At 71.6% G+C, this 20,963-nt stretch carries 20 protein-coding genes and 1 tRNA gene; 13 read left to right on the forward strand and 8 right to left on the reverse strand.

What is annotated here, in order from left to right; genetic code table 11:
- Positions 1-27: 27 nt before the first annotated feature.
- Entirely contained in the window at positions 28-1,218 is a 1,191-nt protein-coding gene (locus QRX60_RS20385; RefSeq protein ID WP_286002346.1) for an FAD-dependent monooxygenase, read from the reverse strand.
- A 112-nt stretch (positions 1,219-1,330) separates the two neighbouring features.
- Here QRX60_RS20385 and QRX60_RS20390 point away from each other — a divergent pair, with 112 nt between their 5' ends.
- Positions 1,331-1,993, forward strand: coding sequence for a TetR/AcrR family transcriptional regulator (locus QRX60_RS20390; RefSeq protein WP_286002347.1), 663 nt, complete (start codon positions 1,331-1,333; stop codon positions 1,991-1,993).
- On the opposite strand, the gene QRX60_RS20395 is transcribed toward QRX60_RS20390, so the two are convergent.
- Complete coding sequence (locus QRX60_RS20395; RefSeq protein ID WP_286002348.1) at positions 1,990-2,265, reverse strand: YggT family protein; 276 nt, start codon at positions 2,263-2,265, stop codon at positions 1,990-1,992. The two genes, QRX60_RS20390 and QRX60_RS20395, sit on opposite strands and share 4 nt — an antisense overlap.
- Positions 2,266-2,331: 66 nt before the next feature.
- The gene (locus QRX60_RS20400; RefSeq protein WP_286002349.1) at positions 2,332-3,234 is read right to left on the reverse strand and encodes an SDR family NAD(P)-dependent oxidoreductase; all 903 of its coding nucleotides are present in this window, start codon (positions 3,232-3,234) and stop codon (positions 2,332-2,334) included.
- A 76-nt stretch (positions 3,235-3,310) separates the two neighbouring features.
- Between QRX60_RS20400 and QRX60_RS20405 the strand changes: the two genes are divergently transcribed.
- A complete protein-coding gene (locus tag QRX60_RS20405; protein WP_286002350.1) occupies positions 3,311-3,892 on the forward strand; it encodes a TetR/AcrR family transcriptional regulator in 582 nt (193 codons plus the stop codon).
- Here QRX60_RS20405 and QRX60_RS20410 read toward each other — a convergent pair.
- Positions 3,835-4,791 (reverse strand): MBL fold metallo-hydrolase, encoded by a 957-nt coding sequence (locus QRX60_RS20410; protein ID WP_286002351.1) that lies wholly within the window; start codon positions 4,789-4,791, stop codon positions 3,835-3,837. The two genes, QRX60_RS20405 and QRX60_RS20410, sit on opposite strands and share 58 nt — an antisense overlap.
- Before the next feature lie 81 nt (positions 4,792-4,872).
- On the opposite strand from QRX60_RS20410, the gene QRX60_RS20415 reads away from it, so the two are divergent.
- Complete coding sequence (locus QRX60_RS20415; RefSeq protein ID WP_286002352.1) at positions 4,873-5,745, forward strand: AraC family transcriptional regulator; 873 nt, start codon at positions 4,873-4,875, stop codon at positions 5,743-5,745.
- Between the two features lie 10 nt (positions 5,746-5,755).
- Entirely contained in the window at positions 5,756-6,349 is a 594-nt protein-coding gene (locus tag QRX60_RS20420; protein WP_286002353.1) for a hypothetical protein, read from the forward strand.
- A 133-nt stretch (positions 6,350-6,482) separates the two neighbouring features.
- On the opposite strand, the gene QRX60_RS20425 is transcribed toward QRX60_RS20420, so the two are convergent.
- Positions 6,483-6,555 (reverse strand) — tRNA-Arg (locus QRX60_RS20425).
- 150 nt (positions 6,556-6,705) lie between these two features.
- On the opposite strand from QRX60_RS20425, the gene QRX60_RS20430 reads away from it, so the two are divergent.
- Entirely contained in the window at positions 6,706-7,806 is a 1,101-nt protein-coding gene (locus QRX60_RS20430; RefSeq protein ID WP_286002354.1) for an epoxide hydrolase family protein, read from the forward strand.
- On the opposite strand, the gene QRX60_RS20435 is transcribed toward QRX60_RS20430, so the two are convergent.
- Positions 7,803-8,627 (reverse strand): SDR family oxidoreductase, encoded by an 825-nt coding sequence (locus QRX60_RS20435; RefSeq protein WP_286002355.1) that lies wholly within the window; start codon positions 8,625-8,627, stop codon positions 7,803-7,805. The genes QRX60_RS20430 and QRX60_RS20435 overlap by 4 nt on opposite strands.
- 105 nt (positions 8,628-8,732) lie before the next feature.
- On the opposite strand from QRX60_RS20435, the gene QRX60_RS20440 reads away from it, so the two are divergent.
- Positions 8,733-9,152 carry a MarR family winged helix-turn-helix transcriptional regulator gene (locus tag QRX60_RS20440; protein WP_286002356.1) on the forward strand — a complete coding sequence of 140 codons (420 nt, stop codon included), beginning with the start codon at positions 8,733-8,735 and terminating at the stop codon, positions 9,150-9,152.
- Positions 9,153-9,302: 150 nt separating this feature from the next.
- Positions 9,303-10,223, forward strand: a complete 921-nt coding sequence (locus QRX60_RS20445) for a cation diffusion facilitator family transporter (protein ID WP_286002357.1) — start codon at positions 9,303-9,305, stop codon at positions 10,221-10,223.
- 138 nt (positions 10,224-10,361) lie between these two features.
- Here the strand turns inward: QRX60_RS20445 and QRX60_RS20450 are convergent, their stop codons facing one another.
- Both QRX60_RS20450 and QRX60_RS20455 read right to left on the reverse strand, forming a co-directional pair.
- Complete coding sequence (locus QRX60_RS20450) at positions 10,362-11,075, reverse strand: DUF305 domain-containing protein (RefSeq protein WP_286002358.1); 714 nt, start codon at positions 11,073-11,075, stop codon at positions 10,362-10,364.
- Positions 11,072-11,890 carry a DUF3105 domain-containing protein gene (locus tag QRX60_RS20455; protein WP_286002359.1) on the reverse strand — a complete coding sequence of 273 codons (819 nt, stop codon included), beginning with the start codon at positions 11,888-11,890 and terminating at the stop codon, positions 11,072-11,074. Before QRX60_RS20455 ends, QRX60_RS20450 begins: the two co-directional genes overlap by 4 nt.
- Positions 11,891-12,153: 263 nt before the next feature.
- Between QRX60_RS20455 and argS the strand changes: the two genes are divergently transcribed.
- From argS to rho, 6 genes are all read left to right on the forward strand, one after another.
- Positions 12,154-13,815, forward strand: a complete 1,662-nt coding sequence (gene argS / locus QRX60_RS20460) for an arginine--tRNA ligase (protein WP_286002360.1) — start codon at positions 12,154-12,156, stop codon at positions 13,813-13,815.
- 3 nt (positions 13,816-13,818) lie between these two features.
- Positions 13,819-15,249: a diaminopimelate decarboxylase gene (gene lysA / locus QRX60_RS20465; protein ID WP_286002361.1), complete on the forward strand. Its 1,431-nt coding sequence runs from the start codon at positions 13,819-13,821 to the stop codon at positions 15,247-15,249.
- Positions 15,250-15,254: 5 nt separating this feature from the next.
- A complete protein-coding gene (locus QRX60_RS20470; protein ID WP_408630241.1) occupies positions 15,255-16,568 on the forward strand; it encodes a homoserine dehydrogenase in 1,314 nt (437 codons plus the stop codon).
- On the forward strand, positions 16,565-17,626 hold the full coding sequence (thrC, locus tag QRX60_RS20475; protein WP_286002362.1) for a threonine synthase: 1,062 nt from the start codon (positions 16,565-16,567) through the stop codon (positions 17,624-17,626). The genes QRX60_RS20470 and thrC overlap by 4 nt, the downstream gene beginning before the upstream one ends.
- A complete protein-coding gene (thrB, locus tag QRX60_RS20480) occupies positions 17,623-18,510 on the forward strand; it encodes a homoserine kinase (RefSeq protein WP_286002363.1) in 888 nt (295 codons plus the stop codon). The genes thrC and thrB overlap by 4 nt, the downstream gene beginning before the upstream one ends.
- Positions 18,511-18,911: 401 nt before the next feature.
- Positions 18,912-20,891 (forward strand): transcription termination factor Rho, encoded by a 1,980-nt coding sequence (gene rho / locus QRX60_RS20485; RefSeq protein ID WP_286002364.1) that lies wholly within the window; start codon positions 18,912-18,914, stop codon positions 20,889-20,891.
- Positions 20,892-20,963: the final 72 nt, after the last annotated feature.

Consider the following 20,963-nt stretch of genomic DNA (forward strand, 5'->3'; position numbering starts at 1 on the left):
TCCCCCGAAGAGACGAAGATCGTCGATTCACGCGGAGGTGAGCTCAGGGTACTCACGGTATTCCAGCGCGTTGGCCGCGCGATCGGTCATCCAGGTGAACACCTTGCCGAACAGCCGCGTGCTCAGCATCCGGTAGGCGCGGTTGCGGCTGCGGATCTTCGCGGCGGTGCGCGGGGCGAGGAAGTTGCCGGAACCCTTGCCGTTCTTCTGCCCGACCGTGGCCGGCTTGCGGAGGCGCTCCTCGTACTTCGCGAACGCCGTCACGTGGTCGCCGCCGGCCGCCGCGAGCTCGCCGGCCAGCACCTGGGCGCCCATCATGGCGAGGCCGGTGCCGGACCCGCCCGGCCCGGCGCACCAGGCGGCGTCACCGAGCAGCACGACCCGGCCCTTCGACCAGCGGTCGAGGTGGATCTGGCTGATCGAGTCGACGTACAGGTCGTCCGCCGCCGGCAGCGCTTCGAGGAGTTTCGGCGTTTCCCAGCCGGTGTCCGCGAAGAGCCGGGCGACCAGGGCGCGCTGCTCGTCCGGGGTGCGGCGGCGGAACTCGACGCCGTCGGCGGCGAAGACCAGCCCGACGTGCAGCCGGTCCGGCAGCCGGTGACTGCCCACGGTCAGGCCGCGGCCGGGCTCGTTGTACATCACGCTGGTGTGGTCGAGGCCGAGGTGGTTGGGCGCGGTGAACCCGGCGATCCCGAACCCGAGGTCGCGCCGGAAGTCCGCCTCGGGACCGAAGGCGGCGGCCCGCACCCCGGAGTGCACGCCGTCGGCCCCGACGACGAGGTCGAACCGGCGCGGCGCACCGTGGCGGAAGGTCACGTCGACGCCGTCGGCGGTCTCGGTCAGGCTCGTGACGCGGTCGCCGAAGACGTACTCGGTGTGGTCCTTGGTGTGCTCGTACAGGATCCGCGCGAGGTCGCCCCGCAGGATCTCGACCTCCCCGCTCCAGGCGGCGCCGGGCACGGTCAGCTGGGGCCGCGCGTCGAGGCCGAGCACGGTCTGGTCGCCCATCGCGGTCTCGCACCGCCTGACGTCGTCGAGGATGCCCATGGCCCGCAGGAGCTTCACCTGCTCACCCCGGAAGTCGACGGCCTGCCCACCGGGCCGCAGGGCGGGCGCGGTCTCGACGACGGTCACGCGGTAGCCGTGGCGGCGCAGCCAGTAGGCCGCGGACGGGCCGGCGATGCTGGCCCCGGACACGAGCACGGTCTTGGCGGTCATGGGAGGTTCCTCTCGGGTCGGTGCTGATGCCCCCAAGCTGCTCCGCCGCGCTGACGGTTCTCGCACGATCCGCTGACCGTTCGGCCGGTGGTGTCCGGTTCGAGTGGCTAGCATGACGCCCGTGGACCGCTCCGCCGCAGGCCGGATCCCGCAGGACGGCGAGGACGCCGCCGTCGAGGCGCGCATCCTGAACGCCGCCGCGCACCTCGTCGCCGAGGAGGGGTTCGGGCGGCTGAAGATCGGGGCCGTCTGCGCCCGGTCCGGCTACGCGCGGTCCGTCGTCTTCCAGCACTTCGGCGACAAGGACGGGCTCGGGCAGCGGCTGGTCGAGTACGCCGTCGAGGAGTTCACCAACGCCTACAGCGAGGCCGTCGCGGCCCGGACCGGCGCCGCCACCGCGACGCCGATGGACATGCTGCGCGCGCTGCTCGACATCATCTTCGAGCTGATCCGCACGATGCCGACACTCAACCAGGCCTTCCTGGCGTGCTGGGGCGACGCGGCGGCCGAGTACTCGGCCCTGCGCGGCGCGCTGACCGAGGCCGACCGCCGGTTCCGGTTCGCCATCGCCCAGACCCTGGCCAGCGGCGTCGCGGACGGGTCCATCACCGGCGTCCGCGACGCGGATGCGTACGCGTCGGCGCTGCTGGCGCAGCTGCGCGGGATCTCGATGCAGGCGCTGATCGACCCCGACGGCGTCGACCTGCGCGGGGTCCGCACCGAGCTGGAGCGCGGCATCGACCGCCTCTCCGCGAGCTTCCGCGGCAGTGCCTAGAGCGCGAAGACGATCCCCCGCAGCACGATCACGCCGATGAAGACCAGCGTGAAGGCGAGGTCGAGCGAGATCCCGCCGATCCGCACCGGCCGCACGACCCGCCGCACCGGCCCGATGACCGGCTCGGTGGCCGAGTAGGCCAGGCTCCGGGCCCGCCGCGCCCACGGCGGGCTGTCCGCCAGCATCCCGACCCAGTCCAGCACCATCCGCGCGATCAGCACGAGCAGGTACAGGCTCAGTGCGAAGCCGAGCAGTGTCCCTAGTACACCCATGGGTTCCTCCGTCCCTGTCACTTCGACAACGCGCGGAGGAGCCCGGCAGTGCCGGATCCGTCCGGTTCACAGCCTTTCGACAGGATCCAGGGCGCAGAGCCCGGCCAAGTCGCGCCAGAGATCTTCTTCGCGGTCGTGGTCGTAGGACGCCGGCGACGACGGCGTCACCTTCCGCCGGTCGATGTACGCCCCGCTCCCGGCGGGCCGCGGGCCGAGGACGGCGTCGGCGAGCAGCCCGCCCGCCGCGGTGGCGGACATGGCGAGCGGCGTCGCCGTGAGGGCGGGCATCAGCGTGCGGGACGCGAACCGGACGACCGGGCCCGCGTCGCGGACGAGCCCGGTCCCGGGCACGTAGCCGGGGTTGAACGTGTAGACGTCGACGCCGTCCGGGAGCCGCCTGGCCAGCGCGTGCACGAGGTGGATCAGGGCGAGCTTGCTCGTCGAGTAGGCCCGGCGGCCGTCGGTGGCGGTGCGGGCGTCCGGGCGGGGGCGGGCGAGCTCGGCGGTGGGCTCCCAGCGCGGCGCGGGCACCATGCCCAGGGTGTGCCTGAAGTCGCCGAAGTGGGTGTCGCTGCCGACGAGCACGATCCGGGCCGGTGCGGCGAACCGGGCCCACAGCAGGCGCAGGAGGAGGTAGTTGGCGAGGACGTTCACCGCGAAGGTCGGCTCGAAGCCGTCTTCGGTGGCGTGGGCGCGGCTGGTCATCTGCAGGCCGGCGTTGCCGACGAAGCCGTCCAACGGCGGCAGTCCGGCCAGCTCCGCGGCGGCGGCCCGGATGGACGTCATCGACGCGAGGTCGCACGCCAGCGCCGTCACGTTCGGATTCCCCGTGCTGCGGGCCAGTTCGCCGGCGAGCGCGCCACCGCGCGCGGTGACCACGAGGTGGACGCCGGGTCGCTCCCGGAGGATCTTCTCGGCGGCAGCGCGTCCCAGCCCCCGGCTCGCCCCGGTCATCAGCAGGGTCTTCACAGCTCCTCCTTGAACTCGATCCCAAGTGGTACTCGGTACCATACGGGATCTGGTTCGACGCCGCTAGGATGCGGCCATGACCGAGCAGGTGCCGCTGCGCGAGCGCAAGAAGCGCCGCGCCCAGGAAGCGATCGTCGACGCGGCGTACGCGCTGTTCGCCGAGCGTGGCTTCGCGGACGTGACGGTGACGGAGATCGCCGAGCGCGCGGAAGTGGGCCGCACGACGTTCTTCCGCTACTTCGGCGACAAGCAAGAAGTGCTGTTCGTCGACGAGCGGAACCTGCTGGCCGCCCTGCTCGCCGCGCCGGCGTCGTCGGCGCGGCCCCCGACGGTCCGCGAGGCGCTGGAAGAGGCCAGGGAGCTGGTCGCGATGATGTGCGCGACGGTGACGGCGGACGGGCACCGGTACCGGCTGCACGAAAAACTGGTGGCGGACAACGAAGAGCTGCACGACCGGAGCGAGCGGAAGCTGCTGAACCTGACGGAGGCGATGACCGGCCGCCTGGCCCAGCGGGGGATGGCTGCGCCGGAAGCGGCGCTCGCGGCGCACGTGGCCCTGGCGTGCTTCCGCGCGGGCCGCGCGACGGCGGGCGACGATCCTCAGGCGCTGGGATCCGCTGTGGACGGCGCTTTCGAGGCGCTGCTGCGGGACTTCTGAGCGTCGCCCGCCCAGCGGTGGATGGCGAACCGGCTGCCGTCGCGGCGCACTTCGACGGCGCCCGGACCGCCGAAGTGCGCGGGGACGACGAGCTCGTGCCGGTCCGCGGCGCGTTCGAGGACGCGGCGCCGGGTGACGGCGGCTTGCCGTTCGTCTTCGCAGAAACAGCTGCTGTGCCGGGGTTCGAGGACCTGGACCGGGCTGTGCAGCAGGTCGCCGACGAACACGGCGCGGTCTCCGCCGGAGGCCAATCGGACGACGGACGAGCCGGGGGTGTGGCCGGGCGCGGGCTCGAGGGTCAGGTTGCGGTCGATCCGGTGGTTTCCCTCCCACAGCACGGCCTTGCCGAGCACGGGGGCGATGCTGTCGGCGTAGACGAGCAGGCTGCCTTCGCGGCGCAGTCGTTCGTGCTCGGTGCGCGGGGAGGGGCGGCGGTGGGCGTTGCGCGGGTCGAAGTACACCTGGTCGGCGCGGGGGATGAGGTAGGTGGCGTTGGGGAAGGCCGGAACCCATTCGCCGTTGCGCCGCAAGGTGTTCCAGCCGACATGGTCGTAGTGGATGTGGGTGTTGACGACGACGTCGACGTCTTCGGGCCGGACACCGGCGGCGGCGAGCCGGTCGAGGAAGTTCGTCGCCAGGTGGTCGAACAGCGGGATCTGCGGGCGGTGCCGGTCGTTGCCGACGCCGGTGTCGACGAGGACGACCCGGCCTTCGCTGCGCAGCACCCAGGTCTGGACCGTGCCGCGGTAGCCACCGGTTTCGGGGTTCCAGTGGTCGGGCGCGAGCCAGTGGGCGTTGTCCTGCCAGAGTTCGGGCGGGCTGGGGACGATGGTCCGCGCGGGGGCGATCTCGCCCTGCCACTCGAGGACCTTCACGACTTCGACGTCACCGATGTGCATGCCTCCACTCTGCGGCTCTTTCTTGAGCTTTCCAATGCCTGAATCGCTCATTCTGATGCGCGAACGTCTTATAGTCGAGGTGTGGACCTGCTGAGTGACGCGATCACCGCCGTGCGGATCGGGCAGCCGACGTCGAACCGGCTGCGCGCCGGCGACGAGTGGTGCTACCGCTTCGCGTCGTACGAGGGCGCGGGCTTCCACGTGCTGCTGCGCGGCAGTGGCTGGCTGGTCCCTTCCGCGGGCGAGCCGGTCCCGCTGGGGGCGGGCGACGTGGTCCTGGTCCCGCACGGCAGCGAGCACACGTTGTCGTCGCGCCCGGACGCGTCCGGGGCGGTGCCGTTCGAGTCGGCGGTGGCGGAGCCGGACGGCCGCACGGAGTTCCTGTGCGGCAAGTACCGCCTGTCCCACGCGCGCCGCCACCCGGTGCTGGCGAGCCTGCCGGAGGTGGTGCACATTCCCGCCCGGATCGGCGGCGAGCCCGAGCTCCGCGCGGCGATCGACCTGCTCGGCGCGGAGGTGAGTGCCCCTCGGCCGGGCTCGGCCACGGTCGTCGCGGGCCTGCTGGATCTGTTGCTGGTCTACCTGATCCGCGCGTGGCTGGCGGGAAACCCGGGCGCGGGCTGGCCCCAGGCCCTGCGCGACCCTTCGATCGCGGCGGCGCTGGAGGCCCTGCACGCGAATCCCGGGGCACCGTGGCGGATCGAGGATCTGGCGTCCCGGGTGGGCCTGTCCCGCGCGACGCTCGCCCGCCGGTTCGCCGCGTTGACCGGCCACCCGCCGATGGCGTACTTGACGTGGTGGCGCCTGGCCACGGCCGCGCGACTGTTGCAGGACACGGATCTGCCGCTGCCGTCGATCGCGTCGAAGGTGGGTTATGGCTCGCCTTTCGCGTTCTCGCACGCGTTCAAGCGCCAGTTCGGTGTCGCGCCGGGCAGTTACCGGAGCAGGGGCTAGGGTCGCGCTCATGACCGCGATTTCCGCCGACGACCTCGACGCGGCCGTCACCTGCCTCGCCGAAGGCCTGCGCCCGGCCGCTGCGAACGACTGGACGACGGTGGCGGGCACGGGCGAGCTGGACGCGTGGCACACGGCGGAGCACATCGGCGACTGCTTGCTGTCGTACGCGGCGCAGCTCGTCTCACGCCGTCCGAGCGGGTTCGTGCCTTTCCTGGCGGCCCTGGAGAAGGACGCATCGTCGGCCGACGCGCTGGAGTTCGCGTTGGCGGGCGGCGCAATCCTCGCGGCGGTGGTCCGTGCGGCGCCACCGGAGTCGCGAGCATTCCACCCGACGGGCACCGCGGACCCGGCCGGTTTCGCGGCAATGGGCTGCGCAGAGGTGTTGGTACACGGCGAGGACGTGGCCCGCGGCCTGGGCCTGGCACTGGACCCGCCCCGAGAGGTTTGCGCCCGAACGGTGTCAAGGCTGTTCCCCCACGTAGGCGACGTCTCGGACCTGGACCCGTGGACGGCGTTGCTGTGGGCAATGGACCGCGCGGAGGTCCCAGGCAGGCCGAAGCAGACAGGTTGGCGCTGGCACGGCGCCCCACCGAAACCGTGATTAACAGCCCGACCCAACCAGACAGGGGGTCCGGGGGCGCGCCCCCGGCGGAGGCCTGGGGGCCCGGCCCCAGAAAACACAGAACCCGAGGCAAGGTCCGCGCTTTCCGCGGACACACCTCGGGCATCTCGGGTGCCCTCGGCAGGATTCGAACCTGCGACACCTGCCTCCGGAGGGCAGTGCTCTATCCCCTGAGCTACGAGGGCCCATCGCTGGGCGACTCCAGAAGCTTAGCGCATCATCCGGACCCCCTGCGGGCAGGTGGCCCCTGTAGAGGATCCGCTGGTCAGCGGAATGAAAGTTGATCCACTCGCCGGGACGTCGCTAGCGTGGGAAGCCCACCTGAAGGAGCCGAGATGGTCAAGCCGTTCCAGGTGTCTCTCGATGAGGCCGATGTCGCCGATCTACGGGAGCGGCTTCGGCGGACTCGGTGGCCGGAGGCCGAGACGGTCGGGGACTGGTCGCAGGGCGTGCCGCTCTCCTACGTGCGTGAACTCTGCCGGGACTGGGGTGAGGAGTACGACTTCGGGTTCGCCGCCCGGCTCAACGCCTTCCCGCAGTTCCGGGCCGAGGTCGATGGTGTCGGGTTGCACTTCGTGCACCTGCGGTCGCCGGAGGCCGGTGCGTTGCCGCTCGTGCTGACCCATGGGTGGCCCGGGTCCGTTCTCGAGTTCCTGGATGTGCTTGGGCCGCTCACGGATCCCGCGAAGTACGGTGGCGATCCCGCCGATGCCTTCCACGTCGTCGCTCCGTCGCTGCCCGGGTTCGGGTGGAGCGACAAGCCCGCGCTGAAGATTTCGCGGGTCGCGGAGCTGTTCGACCTGCTCATGCAAGAGCTCGGCTACGACCGTTACGGCGCCCAGGGCGGCGACTGGGGTGCGGCCATCTCCAACGCGCTCGTGCGGTCCGGGCGGGTCGCCGGAGTGCACGTCAACTTCGCGCCCGTGCGGATGGACCAGGACGATCCGACGCCCGCGGAACGGCGGGCCCTCGCCGACCTCGAAGAGTTCCGGCGGACCGGGGCCGGCTACTCCGCGCAGCAGAGCACCCGCCCGCAGACGCTCGGCTACGGCCTCACCGACTCGCCCGCCGGGCAGGCCGCCTGGATCGTCGAGAAGTTCTGGGCCTGGACCGACAACAAGGGCCACCCGGAGGACGCCGTCGACCGGCAGAAGATCCTCGACGACATCTCCGCCTACTGGTTCACCGCGACGGCGGCGTCGTCGGCGCGGATGTACTGGGAGAACAACGACCGTGACCTGTCCACAGTGGACGTGCCGGCCGGGGTTTCGGTGTTCCCCAAGGAGATCGTGCGGCCGTCGCGGCGGCAGGCCGAGCAGCGCTACACCGACCTGCGGTGGTTCGAGGAGCTGCCCGTCGGCGGGCACTTCGCCGCGCTGGAGCAGCCCGAGCTGTTCGTGGAGCAGGTCCGCGGCTTCTTCCGGCTGGTGCGTTAGGCGAGCCAGCCGGTCGTCAGGCGCTGGACGGCCGAGCCGTCGCGGTCGGCGAACTTGAGCCCGACGAACTCCTCGGCCTGCTTCGACGTCTGGATGCGGAACGCCGGCGCGTCCGCCGTCATCGCGCCCACGATCACCTCGGCGACCTCGTCGGCCGTCTGGGCGCCCTCGAACGACTTCGTCACGTTCGCGATGTACTTCTGCAGCGACTCCGCGTACGGCCCGGCTTCGGTGAAGAGCCGCTCGTCGACGCCGATGTTGTTCACGAACTCCGTCGCGACCGCGCCCGGCTCGACGACGCACACCGTGACGCCCTGGGCCGCGGCGACCGGCGCGAGGGACTCCATCATGCCTTCGACGGCGAACTTCGCCGCGCAGTAGGCCTCGTTGAACGGCTGGCCGACCGCGCCGCCGATGCTGGTCACCGTGATCACGCGGCCGCCGCTCGCGCGCAACGCCGGCATCGCGGCCTTCGTCGTCTCGACGACGCCGAAGAAGTTGACCTCCATGGTCGCGCGCACCGCGGAGACCGGCTCCTGTTCGAGCGTGCCGACGTGGCCCGCGCCGGCATTGTTGACCAGCACGTCGAGCCGGCCGTAGTCGGCGAGGACGCCCTCGAGCGCCGTGCGCACGGACGCGGCGTCGGTGACGTCCAGCGGGCGGATGTCCAACTCGACGCCGGCTTCGCGCAGCCGGTCGGCGCGGGTGGGATCGCGCAGCGTGGCGACCGTCCGGAAGCCCGCGCGGGCCGCCCGGACCGCCGTGGCGAGGCCGATCCCGGTGGACGTGCCGGTGATCAGGGCGACGCGGTCGTTGCTCATCTCGAACCTCGATGTGATTCAGGGGAATGATGATTAATGCAGTGAACTAAAATGACTATAGGCATGGATGGTTCATGCAGTCAACTATCGGCCTACACTCGCGGGATGAGCGCTGACCCGATCACCGACGACGTCGTGGCCCTGCTCGCGCGGATCGTCGACCGGTTCGTCGGCTCCTACGAGTCCGCGGCGGCGGCGCAGGGGCTGACGACGGTGCAGGCCAAGGTGCTCGGCGCGCTCGGGGAGCCGCTGCCGATGCACCGCATCGCCGAGAAGCTGAACTCGGAGCGCTCGAACGTGACGGGGATCATCGACCGGCTCGAGGCGCGCGGCCTGGTCGAGCGCCGGCCCGACGAGCGCGACCGGCGGATCAAGAACATCGTGGCCACGCCGGCGGGTGCCGTGCTGGCGCGGAACTTCCGGCGGTCGCTGGGCTTCGCGGCCGAACCGCTCGCGGCGCTCGATCCGGACGACCGCGTCAAGCTGCGTGACCTGCTGCAGCGGATGGTCGACGCCGAAGCGTGACGGGTCCGCCCGCTGGGAAGCCCCGCCTGGAGGATTGGTCGCCGCGAGCCCGCGGAGTAGCTTGCGGGGGTTGACTTAGCCTAACCTCTGTTGCATATATGCGCATCCGACTATATGTTTGGCCCGAAGTGAACCGGGAACGGAGGCGGAATGGGACACGGCCACGGGCACGGGCAGTCGATCGCGCCGGCGAGCGCGTCCGGACGGCACGTGCGGAGCCTGACCATTGCCCTGGGTATCGGCGCCGGCTTCATGGTGCTCGAGTTCATCGTCGGCTTCACGACCGGCTCGCTGGCCCTGATCTCCGACGCGGCGCACATGTTCACCGACGTCCTCGGGGTCGGCATGGCGCTGACCGCGATCGTCCTGGCGCGGCGCACGGGCCCCACGGTCAGCCGCACCTTCGGGCTCTACCGCGCGGAAGTGCTGGCCGCGCTGGCCAACGCGGTGCTGCTGTTCGGCGTCGCCGGGTACGTCCTCGTCGAGGCGGTCGGCCGGATCAGCGACCCGCCCGCGGTGCCCGGCCTGCCGGTGCTGCTGGCCGCTTCCGCGGGCCTGCTGGCCAACGTCGTGTCGTTCGCCGTGCTGCGGTCGGGGTCGAAGGAGAGCCTCAACGTCCGCGGCGCCTACCTCGAGGTGCTGGCCGACCTGATCGGCTCGGTCGGCGTGCTGGTCAGCGGCGCGCTGACGCTGCTGACGGGGTGGCGCTACGCCGACCCGATCATCGGTGTCGCGATCGGCCTGTTCGTGCTGCCCCGCACGTGGACGCTGGCCCGGCGCGCGCTGCGGATCCTCTTCCAGCACGCGCCGCGGGGCGTCGACGTCGGCGCGATCAACGCGGAGCTGTCCGCGCTGCCCGGCGTGGCGGACGTGCACGACCTGCACGTGTGGACGCTGACGTCGGGCATGGAGGTGGCTTCGGCGCACCTGACGCTGGCGCCGCCCGCGCAGCAGTCGGACGTGTTGACCGAGGCGCAGGACCTGCTGGCTTCGCGGTACGCGATCGAGCACGCGACGCTGCAGGTGGAGGCGCCGCAGTGCGCCCGCCGCTGCCAGGAGCTGTCCTGGTAGCGACAGGCCGTCGCGATCAGCAGCGCAGTGGATCCGGACGTTGGCCGGGCCGCCCCACAGGGCGCCCATGCGCCACGGGCCGGAGAAGAAAGCCCTGACTCGCTCAAGCGACGACGATGTGGTGCGGTGAGGCCGTGATCAAGCGGGCAGCGGCTGGGCGCCCCGGCCCGCGAGCATCAGCTTGATCTGGTCCATCTCCGCGCCCTGCGACGTCAGGATGCTGTTCACCAGGGCCTTCAACGCCGGCAGGGTCGAATGCGCCGCCGCGTACTGGGCCATCGACGTGCCGCCCTGGTGGTGGCGGAGCATCAGCTGCAGGAAGTAGACGTCGAACTCGCGTCCGGACAGCGAGCGCAGCTTCTTCAGATCCGTGTCCGTCGCCATGCCCGGCATCAGCGCACCGCCCGCGGGGTTGACCGAGGACGGGGCCATCGACATCCCGTCGTGGCCCGCCATCGGTTCCGTCATCCACTTCATCGGCGCGCCGATCGCCTGCTCGGGCTGGTCCCACAGCATGAGCCAGCCCTTCATGCGGCCGACCTGCTCGAGCTGCGTGCGCTCGATGTCGAACGAAAGCTGCTTGATCTCCGGGTCGGTGGTGCGGTCACGGGCGATGCCCGCCATCGTCACCGCCTGGAGGTGGTGCGTCGACATGTCCTGGGCGAAGCCGACCTCGACCGAGCCGGCGGCCGGCGTGGCCGCCGACGGCTCGTCGACGGCGCGGGTGAGGAACATCCCCGCCGTCGCGCCGATCAGCAGGACCGCGAGCAGCGTCCCGCCGATGATCACCCAGCGCGACCAGGTCGGCTGCTCGGTGACCTCTTCGGTGCCGAGGTCGGCTTCGTCGGTCATTTGGTCGGCGTGGAGGAGGCGGGGGACGACGCCGGGGCGGAGGAGGCCGGAGCGGACGGCATGCCCTGCTCGCCCTGCGCGGCGGTGCTGCCCTTGTAGTCCATCGGCTTCGCGTCGGGGCCCGGCTTCGACGCGTCGAACGGCGGCGGGTTGTCCGGGTCGAACTGGCCGGGAACCGCGTCGCAGGACGCGCCGACCTCGGGGTAGACGCCGTTCGGGTTGCTCCGCAGGGCGGCGATGAACTCGTCGATCCGCGCGTCGTCGGGCTTGTCCACCTTGAGCTGGTGACCCCACGACTGCAGCGAGATCGGCTTGTCGAGGCCGGGGTAGGGCGACATCATCGTGAACGGCTTGTCCTTGGCGCGCACGCTCAGCTGGTTGAGCGCGTCACCCGAGATCTGCTGCGGGTTGTAGGCGATCCAGACGGCGCCGTGCTCGAGCGCGTGCACCATGTTCTCGGTGCGGACGGCGGTCGGGTACACCACGCCGGTGCAGGTGGCCCAGGTCTGGTCGTGCGGGCCGCCGAACGGCGGGGTCTTGTCGTAGGCGACGCGCTCGGTCGGGAGCACGTGCACGCTGCCGGTGTAGGTGGCCGTCACCACGCCCGGGATGCGCTTGGAGGGGTCCGGGTCCTGCGCGGACGGCGCGAACGAGGCGGCGGCGGCCTCGCGGTCGGCCTGCTCGCGCTTCGGCGCGGACTTCACCATGTAGTACGTGATCACGGCGCCGAGCAGGGCGACGATGGCCACGACGGCGATGATCGTGCCCCACGGCGTGCCCTTCTTGCTCACCACGGAACCGCGGGCCGCCTTCACCGCCGACCCCTTTTTCCGAGTTGTCCCGTTCGCCATGGCTCCCGCGTTCTCCCTCTGGTGGCTGCGGACGGATTCCCGCCCGGGCCAGTGTAGAGACCGTGCGTCTGATCACCGTTAACGCCTCACAGCATGGCAACCGAGGCTTCGCCTCGGGCCGGGGGCTCCGCCACCCGGACCCCCGAAAAACCCGGCCGGGGATGCCGGCTGTGACGTGGCCGAGACCGATGCGAGCGCCCCACCAGGGCACACCTAGAATTCGCGGAGTGACTCCCGCCGCTCTCGCCGACCTGGTCCGCAGCTCCGCCGTGCAGGTGCTCGCCGCACGCGGCATCGACGACGCCGTGCTGCCGGAGCAGGTGACCATCGAACGCCCGCGCAACCCCGACCACGGCGACTACGCGACGAACCTGGCCCTGCAGGTGGCCAAGAAGGCCGGGCTGAAGCCGCGCGACTTCGCCGAGGCGCTCGCCGCGGCGGTCTCGGCGGACGACGGCGTCGCCTCGGCCGAGGTGGCCGGCCCCGGCTTCCTCAACTTCCGGCTCGCCGCGGCCGCGCAGGGCGACATCGTGCGCCAGGTGCTCGACGCCGGTGCCGCGTTCGGCCGCGGGGACGCGCTGGCCGGGACCAAGATCAACCTCGAGTTCGTCTCGGCGAACCCGACCGGCCCGATCCACCTGGGCGGCACCCGCTGGGCCGCGGTCGGCGACGCGCTGGGCCGGGTCCTGGGCGCGCAGGGCGCCGAAGTCACCCGCGAGTACTACTTCAACGACGCCGGTGCCCAGATCGACCGGTTCGTCCGGTCCCTGATCGCCGCCGCGAAGGGCGAGCCCGCGCCGGAAGACGGTTACGCGGGCGGCTACATCAACGACATCGCCGCCGAGGTCATCAAGGCCGAGCCGAGCGCGCTGTCGCTGCCGGAGGAGCAGCGCCACGAGACGTTCCGCCGGATCGGCATCGAGCTGATGTTCACCGAGATCAAGCAGAGCCTGCACGAGTTCGGCACCGACTTCGACGTCTACTTCCACGAGAACTCGCTGCACGAGTCCGGCGCTGTCGACGCCGCCGTCCAGCAGCTGAAGGACTCCGGCAACCTCTACTTCGAAGACGGCGCCTGGTGGCTGAAGTCCTCGGAGTACGGCGACGACAAGGACCGCGTCGTCATCAAGCAGGACGGCAACCCGGCCTACATCGCCGGCGACCTGGCCTACTTCAAGGACAAGCGCAACCGCGGCTTCGACCTGTGCATCTACATGCTCGGCGCGGACCACCACGGCTACATCGCCCGGCTGAAGGCCGCGGCCGCCGCGTTCGGCGACGACCCGGCGACGGTCGAGGTGCTGATCGGCCAGATGGTCAACCTGGTCAGCGAGGGCAAGCCGGTGCGGATGTCCAAGCGCGCCGGCACCGTGATCACCATGGAGGACCTCGTCGAGGCCGTCGGTGTCGACCCGGCGCGCTACGAGCTGATCCGGTACTCCGTGGACTCCACTTTGGACGTCGACCTGGACCTGCTGCGCAAGCACTCCAACGACAACCCGGTCTACTACGTCCAGTACGCGCACGCGCGGCTGGCGTCCCTGCAGCGCAACGCGGCCGACCTCGGCCTCGCGAAGCGGTCCGAATCGGACGTCGATTTCGGACTGCTCACGCTGCCCGCCGAGGGCGACCTGATCCGCACCATCGGCGAATTCCCGGAAACCGTGCGCCGCGCCGCCGACATGCGGGAGCCGCACCGGATCGCGCGCTACCTCGAAGAACTCGCGGGCGCCTACCACAAGTTCTACACCGTGGGCCGAGTCCTCCCGATGGGAGACGAAGAAGCGACCCCGCTGACCTTCGCGCGGCTCGCGTTGTGCGAGGCGGCCCGCCAGGTGCTGGCGAACGGCCTCGCCCTGCTCGGTGTTTCTGCTCCGGAACGGATGTAACCCATGGCGCACCCCGCGGGCCCCAGGCACGCCGACGTCTACCCCCACGCCGACACCTCCGGGCTCCAGCCGTCGGGGGCCGAGGAGCTCGACAAGCTGCCCGCGAAGGTGTGGCCCCGCAACACCTTCCGCGCCGCCGACGGCATCGTGCGGATCGCCGGGGTCGACGTCCGCGAGCTCGCCGAGAAGCACGGCACGCCCCTGTTCGTGGTCGACGAGGCCGACTTCAAGTCCCGCTGCGCGGACTACGCCGAGGCGTTCGACGACCCGTCGCTCGTGCACTACGCGTCGAAGGCGTTCCTGTCCATCGAGATCGCCCGCTGGGTGGCCGAGCAGGGGCTGAGCCTCGACGTCTGCAGCGGCGGCGAGCTCGCCGTGGCGCAGCGCGCGAACTTCCCGGCCGAGCGGATCACCTTCCACGGCAACAACAAGTCGCCCGCGGAGCTCGAAGCCGCGGTCGTCGCCGGCGTGGGCACGATCGTGCTCGACTCCTACTTCGAGATCGCCCGGCTGGCCGACATCGCCGCCCGCCACGACGTCGCGCAGGCGGTGCTCATCCGGGTCACCGTCGGCGTCGAGGCGCACACCCACGAGTTCATCGCGACCGCCCACGAGGACCAGAAGTTCGGGTTCTCGCTGGCTTCCGGCGACGCCGCCGAGGCGGTGCGCCGGGTGCTCAACGCGCGTTCGCTCAAGCTCGTCGGCCTGCACAGCCACATCGGCTCGCAGATCTTCGACGCCGACGGCTTCGAGGTCGCCGCCCGCCGGGTCGTCGGGCTGCTCGCCGACCTGGCCAAGGAGCACGGCCCCGAGCTGCTCGACCAGCTGAGCCTGGTCGACCTCGGCGGCGGCTTCGGCATCGCCTACACCGAGAAGGACAACCCGCCCCCGCCGGCGCAGATGATCACGCAGATCCGCGAGATCGTCCGCAAGGAGTGCGCGTACGCGGGCCTGCCGGTGCCGCGCATCGCCGGTGAGCCCGGCCGCGCCATCGCCGGCCCCGGCACGGTCACGCTGTACGAGGTCGGCACCATCAAGGACGTCTCGCTCGGCGACGACCTGTCGCGCCGGTACGTCAGCGTCGACGGCGGGATGAGTGACAACATCCGGACCGCGCTGTACGACGCGGTGTACGACGTCCGGCTGGTTTCCCGGTCCGCGAGTGAGAACGAGCAGCCGGTGCAGGCCGTGCTGTCCCGGGTCGTGGGAAAACACTGTGAGTCCGGCGACATCGTCGTACGAGACTGCTGGCTGCCCGACACGCTGGCTCCCGGCGACCTGCTGGCGGTCGCGGCGACCGGTGCCTACTGCTACTCGATGGCGAGCACGTACAACCGGCAGCCGCGGCCGGCCGTGGTCGCCGTGCGCAACGGCGGCTCGCGGCTGCTGCTGCGGCGCGAGACGACCGACGACATGCTGCGCCTGGAGGTCTGAACACTGTGGCTGCCCCAGAGGAACGGCGGGCCGTCAAGGTCGCCCTGCTCGGCTGCGGAACCGTCGGCGGCGAGGTCGCCCGGCTGCTCTCCGAGCAGGCCGGTGAGCTGGCCGCACGGGCGGGTGTGCCGGTCGAGCTGGCCGGCATCGCCGTCCGCCGCCCGGACAAGCACCCCGAGCTGCCGCCGGAGCTGCTGACCGCCGACGCCGAGAAGCTCGTGACCAGCGACGAAGTCGACGTCGTCGTCGAGCTGGTCGGCGGCATCGAGCCGGTGCGCGGCTGGCTGCTGGCCGCGCTGAAGGCCGGGAAGTCCGTCGTCACGGCGAACAAGGCCCTGCTCGCCGAGCACTCCGCCGACCTGTTCGAGGCGGCCGACGCCGCGGGTGCCGACCTCTACTTCGAGGCCGCGGTCGCCGGGGCCATCCCGCTGCTGCGCCCGCTGCGCGAATCCCTCGCGGGCGACCGGATCACGCGCGTGATGGGCATCGTCAACGGCACCACGAACTACATCCTGTCCGCGATGGACTCGACCGGCGCCGGCTACGCCGAAACGCTCGACGAGGCCAGCCGCCTCGGGTACGCCGAGGCCGACCCGACCGCCGACGTCGACGGCTACGACGCCGCGTCGAAGGCCGCGATCCTCGCGTCGCTGGCCTTCCACACGCGGGTGACCGCCTCCGACGTGCACCGCGAGGGCATCGCCGACGTCACCGCCGCCGACCTCGGCGCGGCCCGGATGCTCGGCCGCACGGTCAAGCTCCTGGCGATCTGCGAGCGCGTGACCGACGACGACGGCGTCGAGTCGGTCTCGGCCCGCGTGCACCCGGTGATGATCCCGCGCAGCCACCAGCTGGCCGGGGTCGGCGGCGCGTTCAACGCCGTCTACGTCGAGGCCGACGCCGCCGGTGAGCTGATGTTCTACGGCCAGGGCGCGGGCGGCGCGCCGACCGCGAGCGCGGTGCTCGGCGACCTCGTCGCGGTGGCCCGCAACCTGGTGGCCGGCGGCCGCGGCCCGCGCGAGTCCGCGCACGCGGCGCTGCCGGTGCGGCCGATGGGCCAGACCCCGACCCGGTACCACGTAAGCCTTTCCGTGGCCGACCGCGCCGGGGTGCTCGCCCAGGTGGCGCAGGCGTTCGCCGGGCACGGCGTCAGCATCGCGGCCGTGCGGCAGAGCGACGTCGGCGACCGCGCGAGCCTCGTCGTCGTGACGCACCAGGCGCCCGACGCGGCCTTGCAGTCCACTGTGGACGAGATCGCGAAGCTCGACGTCGTCCACGAAGTTGTCAGCGTGATGCGCGTGGAAGGCGAAGACCAGTGAGCAGCCAGCCGTGGCCGGGAATCATCGAGGCGTACCGGGACCGCGTCCCGGTGCCGGACGGGGCGCAGGTCGTCACGCTCGGGGAGGGCAACACGCCGCTGCTGCCCGCGCGGCACCTGTCGGAGCTGACCGGCTGCGAGGTCCACCTCAAGGTCGAGGGCGCCAACCCGACGGGCTCGTTCAAGGACCGCGGGATGACCGTGGCCATCACGCACGCGCTCGCGAGCGGGCTCAAGGCGGTGATCTGCGCGTCGACCGGCAACACGTCCGCCTCGGCCGCGGCCTACGCCGCCCGCGCCGGCCTCACCTGCGCCGTGCTGGTGCCGCAGGGCAAGATCGCGCTGGGCAAGCTCGCCCAGGCCGTCCTGCACGGCGCCCGGATCCTGCAGGTCGACGGCAACTTCGACGACTGCCTCGAGCTGGCCCGCAAGACCGCGGCCGACTACCCGGTGACGCTGGTCAACTCGGTCAACCCGGTGCGCATCGCCGGCCAGAAGACCGCGGCGTTCGAAATCTGCGACGTGCTGGGTGAGGCGCCGGACATCCACTGCCTGCCGGTCGGCAACGCCGGGAACATCACCGCCTACTGGGCGGGGTATTCGGAGTACGCGGCCGACGATGTGGTGAAGAACACCCCGCGGATGTTCGGCTTCCAGGCGGCCGGCGCGGCGCCGCTGGTGCTGGGCGAGCCGGTGCGCGACCCGGACACGATCGCGACGGCGATCCGGATCGGCAGTCCGGCTTCGTGGACCGCCGCCGTCAAGGCGAAAGACGCTTCCGACGGGCTCTTCGAGGCCGTCACGGACGAGAAGATCCTCGAGGCCTACCGGCTGCTGGCCGGGCGCGAAGGCGTGTTCGTCGAACCGGCGTCGGCCACCAGCGTGGCCGGCCTGCTGGCCACGGCCGCCGACGGCCGGCTGCCGCGCGGGTCGCGCGTCGTCTGCACGGTCACCGGGCACGGCCTGAAGGACCCGCAGACGGCTCTGGCGGGCAACGTCGAGGTCGAACCCCTCGCGGTGGACCCCTCGGCGGTCGCGGCGGCGCTGGACCTGCGGTGAGCGGCGGGTTCAAGGTCACCGTCCCGGCGTCGACGGCGAACCTCGGGCCGGGCTTCGACGCGTTCGGCATGGCGCTGGGCCTGTACGACGTCGTCGAGGTGCGGGTCACCGACGCCGGGCTCAAGGTCGAGGTCGTCGACGCCGGCGCGGGCGGGGTCGAAGACGTTCCCACCGACGAAACCCACCTCGTCGTGCGGGCCATCCGGCGGACCTGCGCGCACCTCGGCGTCGAGCCGCCGGGCCTGCACCTGCGCTGCTCCAACGCGATCCCGCACGCCCGCGGGCTCGGCTCGTCGGCGGCCGCGGTGGTCTCCGGCGTCGCCGCCGGGTACGCGCTGGCGGGCCGGGAGCTCGACGCGTTCGGCGCGCTGCAGCTGGCCGCCGGCTTCGAAGGCCACGCCGACAACGCCGCGGCGAGCCTGTTCGGCGGCCTCGTCGTGGCCTGGTGCCAAGGCGCGGAGTTCCACGCCGAGCGGCTCGTGCCGCACGAGGCGATCCGGCCGGTCGTCGCGGTGCCGTCGGTGCGCTCGGCCACCGCGACCACGCGCGGCCTGCTGCCGGCGACCGTGCCGCACGCCGACGCCGCGCACAACGCCGGGCGCGCCGCGCTCGCCGTGCACGCCCTGACGGCGAAGCCGGAGCTGTTGCTCGCGGCCACCGAAGACCGCTTGCACCAGCACTACCGGGCCCCCGCCTACCCGGCGAGCGGCGAGCTGGTGGCGACGCTGCGTGCACACGGAGTCGCCGCGGCCGTCTCCGGCGCGGGTCCCACCGTGCTCGCGCTGACCACGACGGGAATACTGCCGCCGGGGGTCGACGTTGAGGGTTTTGACGTCTTCGAGCTGCCCGTGGATCTCACGGGTGTGCAGGTTGCGGCTCAGTAAAGGGTGGGTCACGTGCCTGCGCTCGGGGCCGCCACGCGGGGGGTGGTTGTTGCACCCGGCACCCGCGCGGTCTACCCTCGGGGGCGTTCGATCACCGTGCGTTTCCGCACCCGATGCCGGTCCTCTGGGATCGCATCCTTCGTCGATCCGCCGAATCCGCACCGCCTGGCAAGCGGGGTAACGCGGAGGGACGCAGGCGGGTTTCCGGTTTCGGCGGTGCCGAATTTCGTGTCCTCCGAATGGAGGACGCAAACCCCTGTGGTGGAGGCGCTCCAGCTGTGTTTCGCACGGCCGAAGAGCTCATCTCTCGTATCGGGGGGCAGTTACGCCGGTTCGCGATCAGAAGCGAGCGGCAGTCCGCTGATCCGCCTGGAGGCGTGGATCGGTCAGGAAGGACATGTGTGAGCAACACCGATCTTTTGAGCGACGTGGGTAGCAGCGCCGCGGAGTCGAACGGCACCACCCCCGCTCCCAAGAAGACGGTCGGCGGGTTGACCGGGAAGACCGTGGCGGAACTGCGTTCGCTGGCTGGGGAGCTCGGCGTCGGTGAGACGACGGGCATGCGCAAGGGCGACCTGATCGCCGCGATCCGTGAGCGTCAGGGCAAGTCTCGCAAGCGTGCGGCTGCCGAGACCCTGCCGCTGGAGGGCGTCGGCGAGCCGGTGAAGGCCCCGAAGCGCGAGCCGAAGGCCGAGGCGCCGTCGGCGCCGGCCGAGGCCAAGCCGGAGCCGAAGGCCGAGGCCCCCGTGGCGAGCGCCCCGGCGGTGGACGCCCCGCCGCAGGCCGAGCGCCCGCAGCAGGACAAGCAGGACGGCCAGCAGGGCCAGGACGGCCAGCCCGAGGAGGGCGGCCGCGGCCGGCGTCGTCGCGGCTCGAACCGCGCCGCCGGGTCGCCCGAGGGCCAGGGTGGTGGCGACCGTCAGCAGCAGGGTGACCGCCAGGGCGGCGGGGACCGGCAGCAGGGCGACCGCCAGCAGGGCCAGGGTGGTGGCGGGAGCAACCGCGACCAGCAGCGCCAGGGCGGCGGCCGCAGCGACAACCGCCAGGACGGCAACCGCCAGCGCAACCAGCAGGACGGCGGTGGCCGCGGCCAGGACAACCGCGACAACCGCGCCCAGCAGCAGGACGACGACGAGGAAGGCGGCCGCCGCGGCCGTCGCTTCCGCGACCGTCGTCGCCGGGGCAGTGGCGGCGGCCAGCGCGACGCCGGCTCGCCGGACACCGAGATCCGCGAGGACGACGTCCTGCTGCCCGTCGCGGGCATCCTGGACGTGCTCGACAACTACGCGTTCGTGCGGACCTCCGGCTACCTCGCCGGCCCGAACGACGTGTACGTCTCGCTTTCGCTGGTCCGCAAGTACGGCCTGCGCCGCGGTGACGCCATCACCGGCGTCGTGCGCCAGCCGCGTGACGGCGAGCAGCAGCGGCAGAAGTTCAACCCGCTGGTGCGCGTCGACTCGATCAACGGCCTGGAGCCGGACGAGGCCAAGCGGCGTCCCGACTTCACCAAGCTGACCCCGCTGTACCCGAACGAGCGGCTGCGCCTCGAGACCGAGTCGCACAAGCTCACGACCCGCGTGATCGACCTGATCATGCCGGTCGGCAAGGGGCAGCGCGCCCTGATCGTGTCGCCGCCGAAGGCCGGTAAGACCACGATCATGCAGGACATCGCGAACGCGATCTCCACGAACAACCCCGAGTGCCACCTGATGGTCGTCCTGGTCGACGAGCGTCCGGAAGAGGTCACCGACATGCAGCGCTCGGTGAAGGGCGAGGTCATCGCCTCGACCTTCGACCGGCCGCCGTCCGACCACACGTCGGTCGCGGAGCTGTCGATCGAGCGGGCCAAGCGCCTGGTCGAGATGGGCCACGACGTCGTCGTGCTGCTCGACTCGATCACCCGGCTCGGCCGCGCGTACAACCTGGCGGCCCCGGCGTCCGGCCGGATCCTGTCCGGTGGTGTCGACTCGACCGCGCTCTACCCGCCGAAGCGGTTCCTCGGCGCGGCGCGCAACATCGAGAACGGCGGCTCGCTGACCATCTTCGCCACGGCGATGGTGGAGACCGGCTCGACGATGGACACGGTCATCTTCGAGGAGTTCAAGGGCACCGGTAACGCGGAGCTCAAGCTCGACCGGAAGATCGCCGAGCGCCGCGTGTTCCCGGCGGTCGACGTCAACCCGTCCGGTACCCGCAAGGACGAGCTGCTGCTCTCGCCGGACGAGCTCGCGGTCACCGTGAAGCTGAGCCGGGTGCTGCACGCACTCGACTCGCAGCAGGCCATCGACCTGCTGATCTCGCGGCTGCGGAAGACGAAGACCAACGTCGAGTTCCTGATGCAGGTCTCGAAGACCGCCCTCGGTGGCGGCGAGGACGACTGAGCAAGTCCGTGAAGGCCTCCTTACCGGCGCAAGAAGCCGGTAAGGAGGCCTTCACGGCGTTCGGAATACCTG

This window comes from Amycolatopsis mongoliensis (genome assembly GCF_030285665.1).
GTDB lineage: Bacteria > Actinomycetota > Actinomycetes > Mycobacteriales > Pseudonocardiaceae > Amycolatopsis > Amycolatopsis mongoliensis.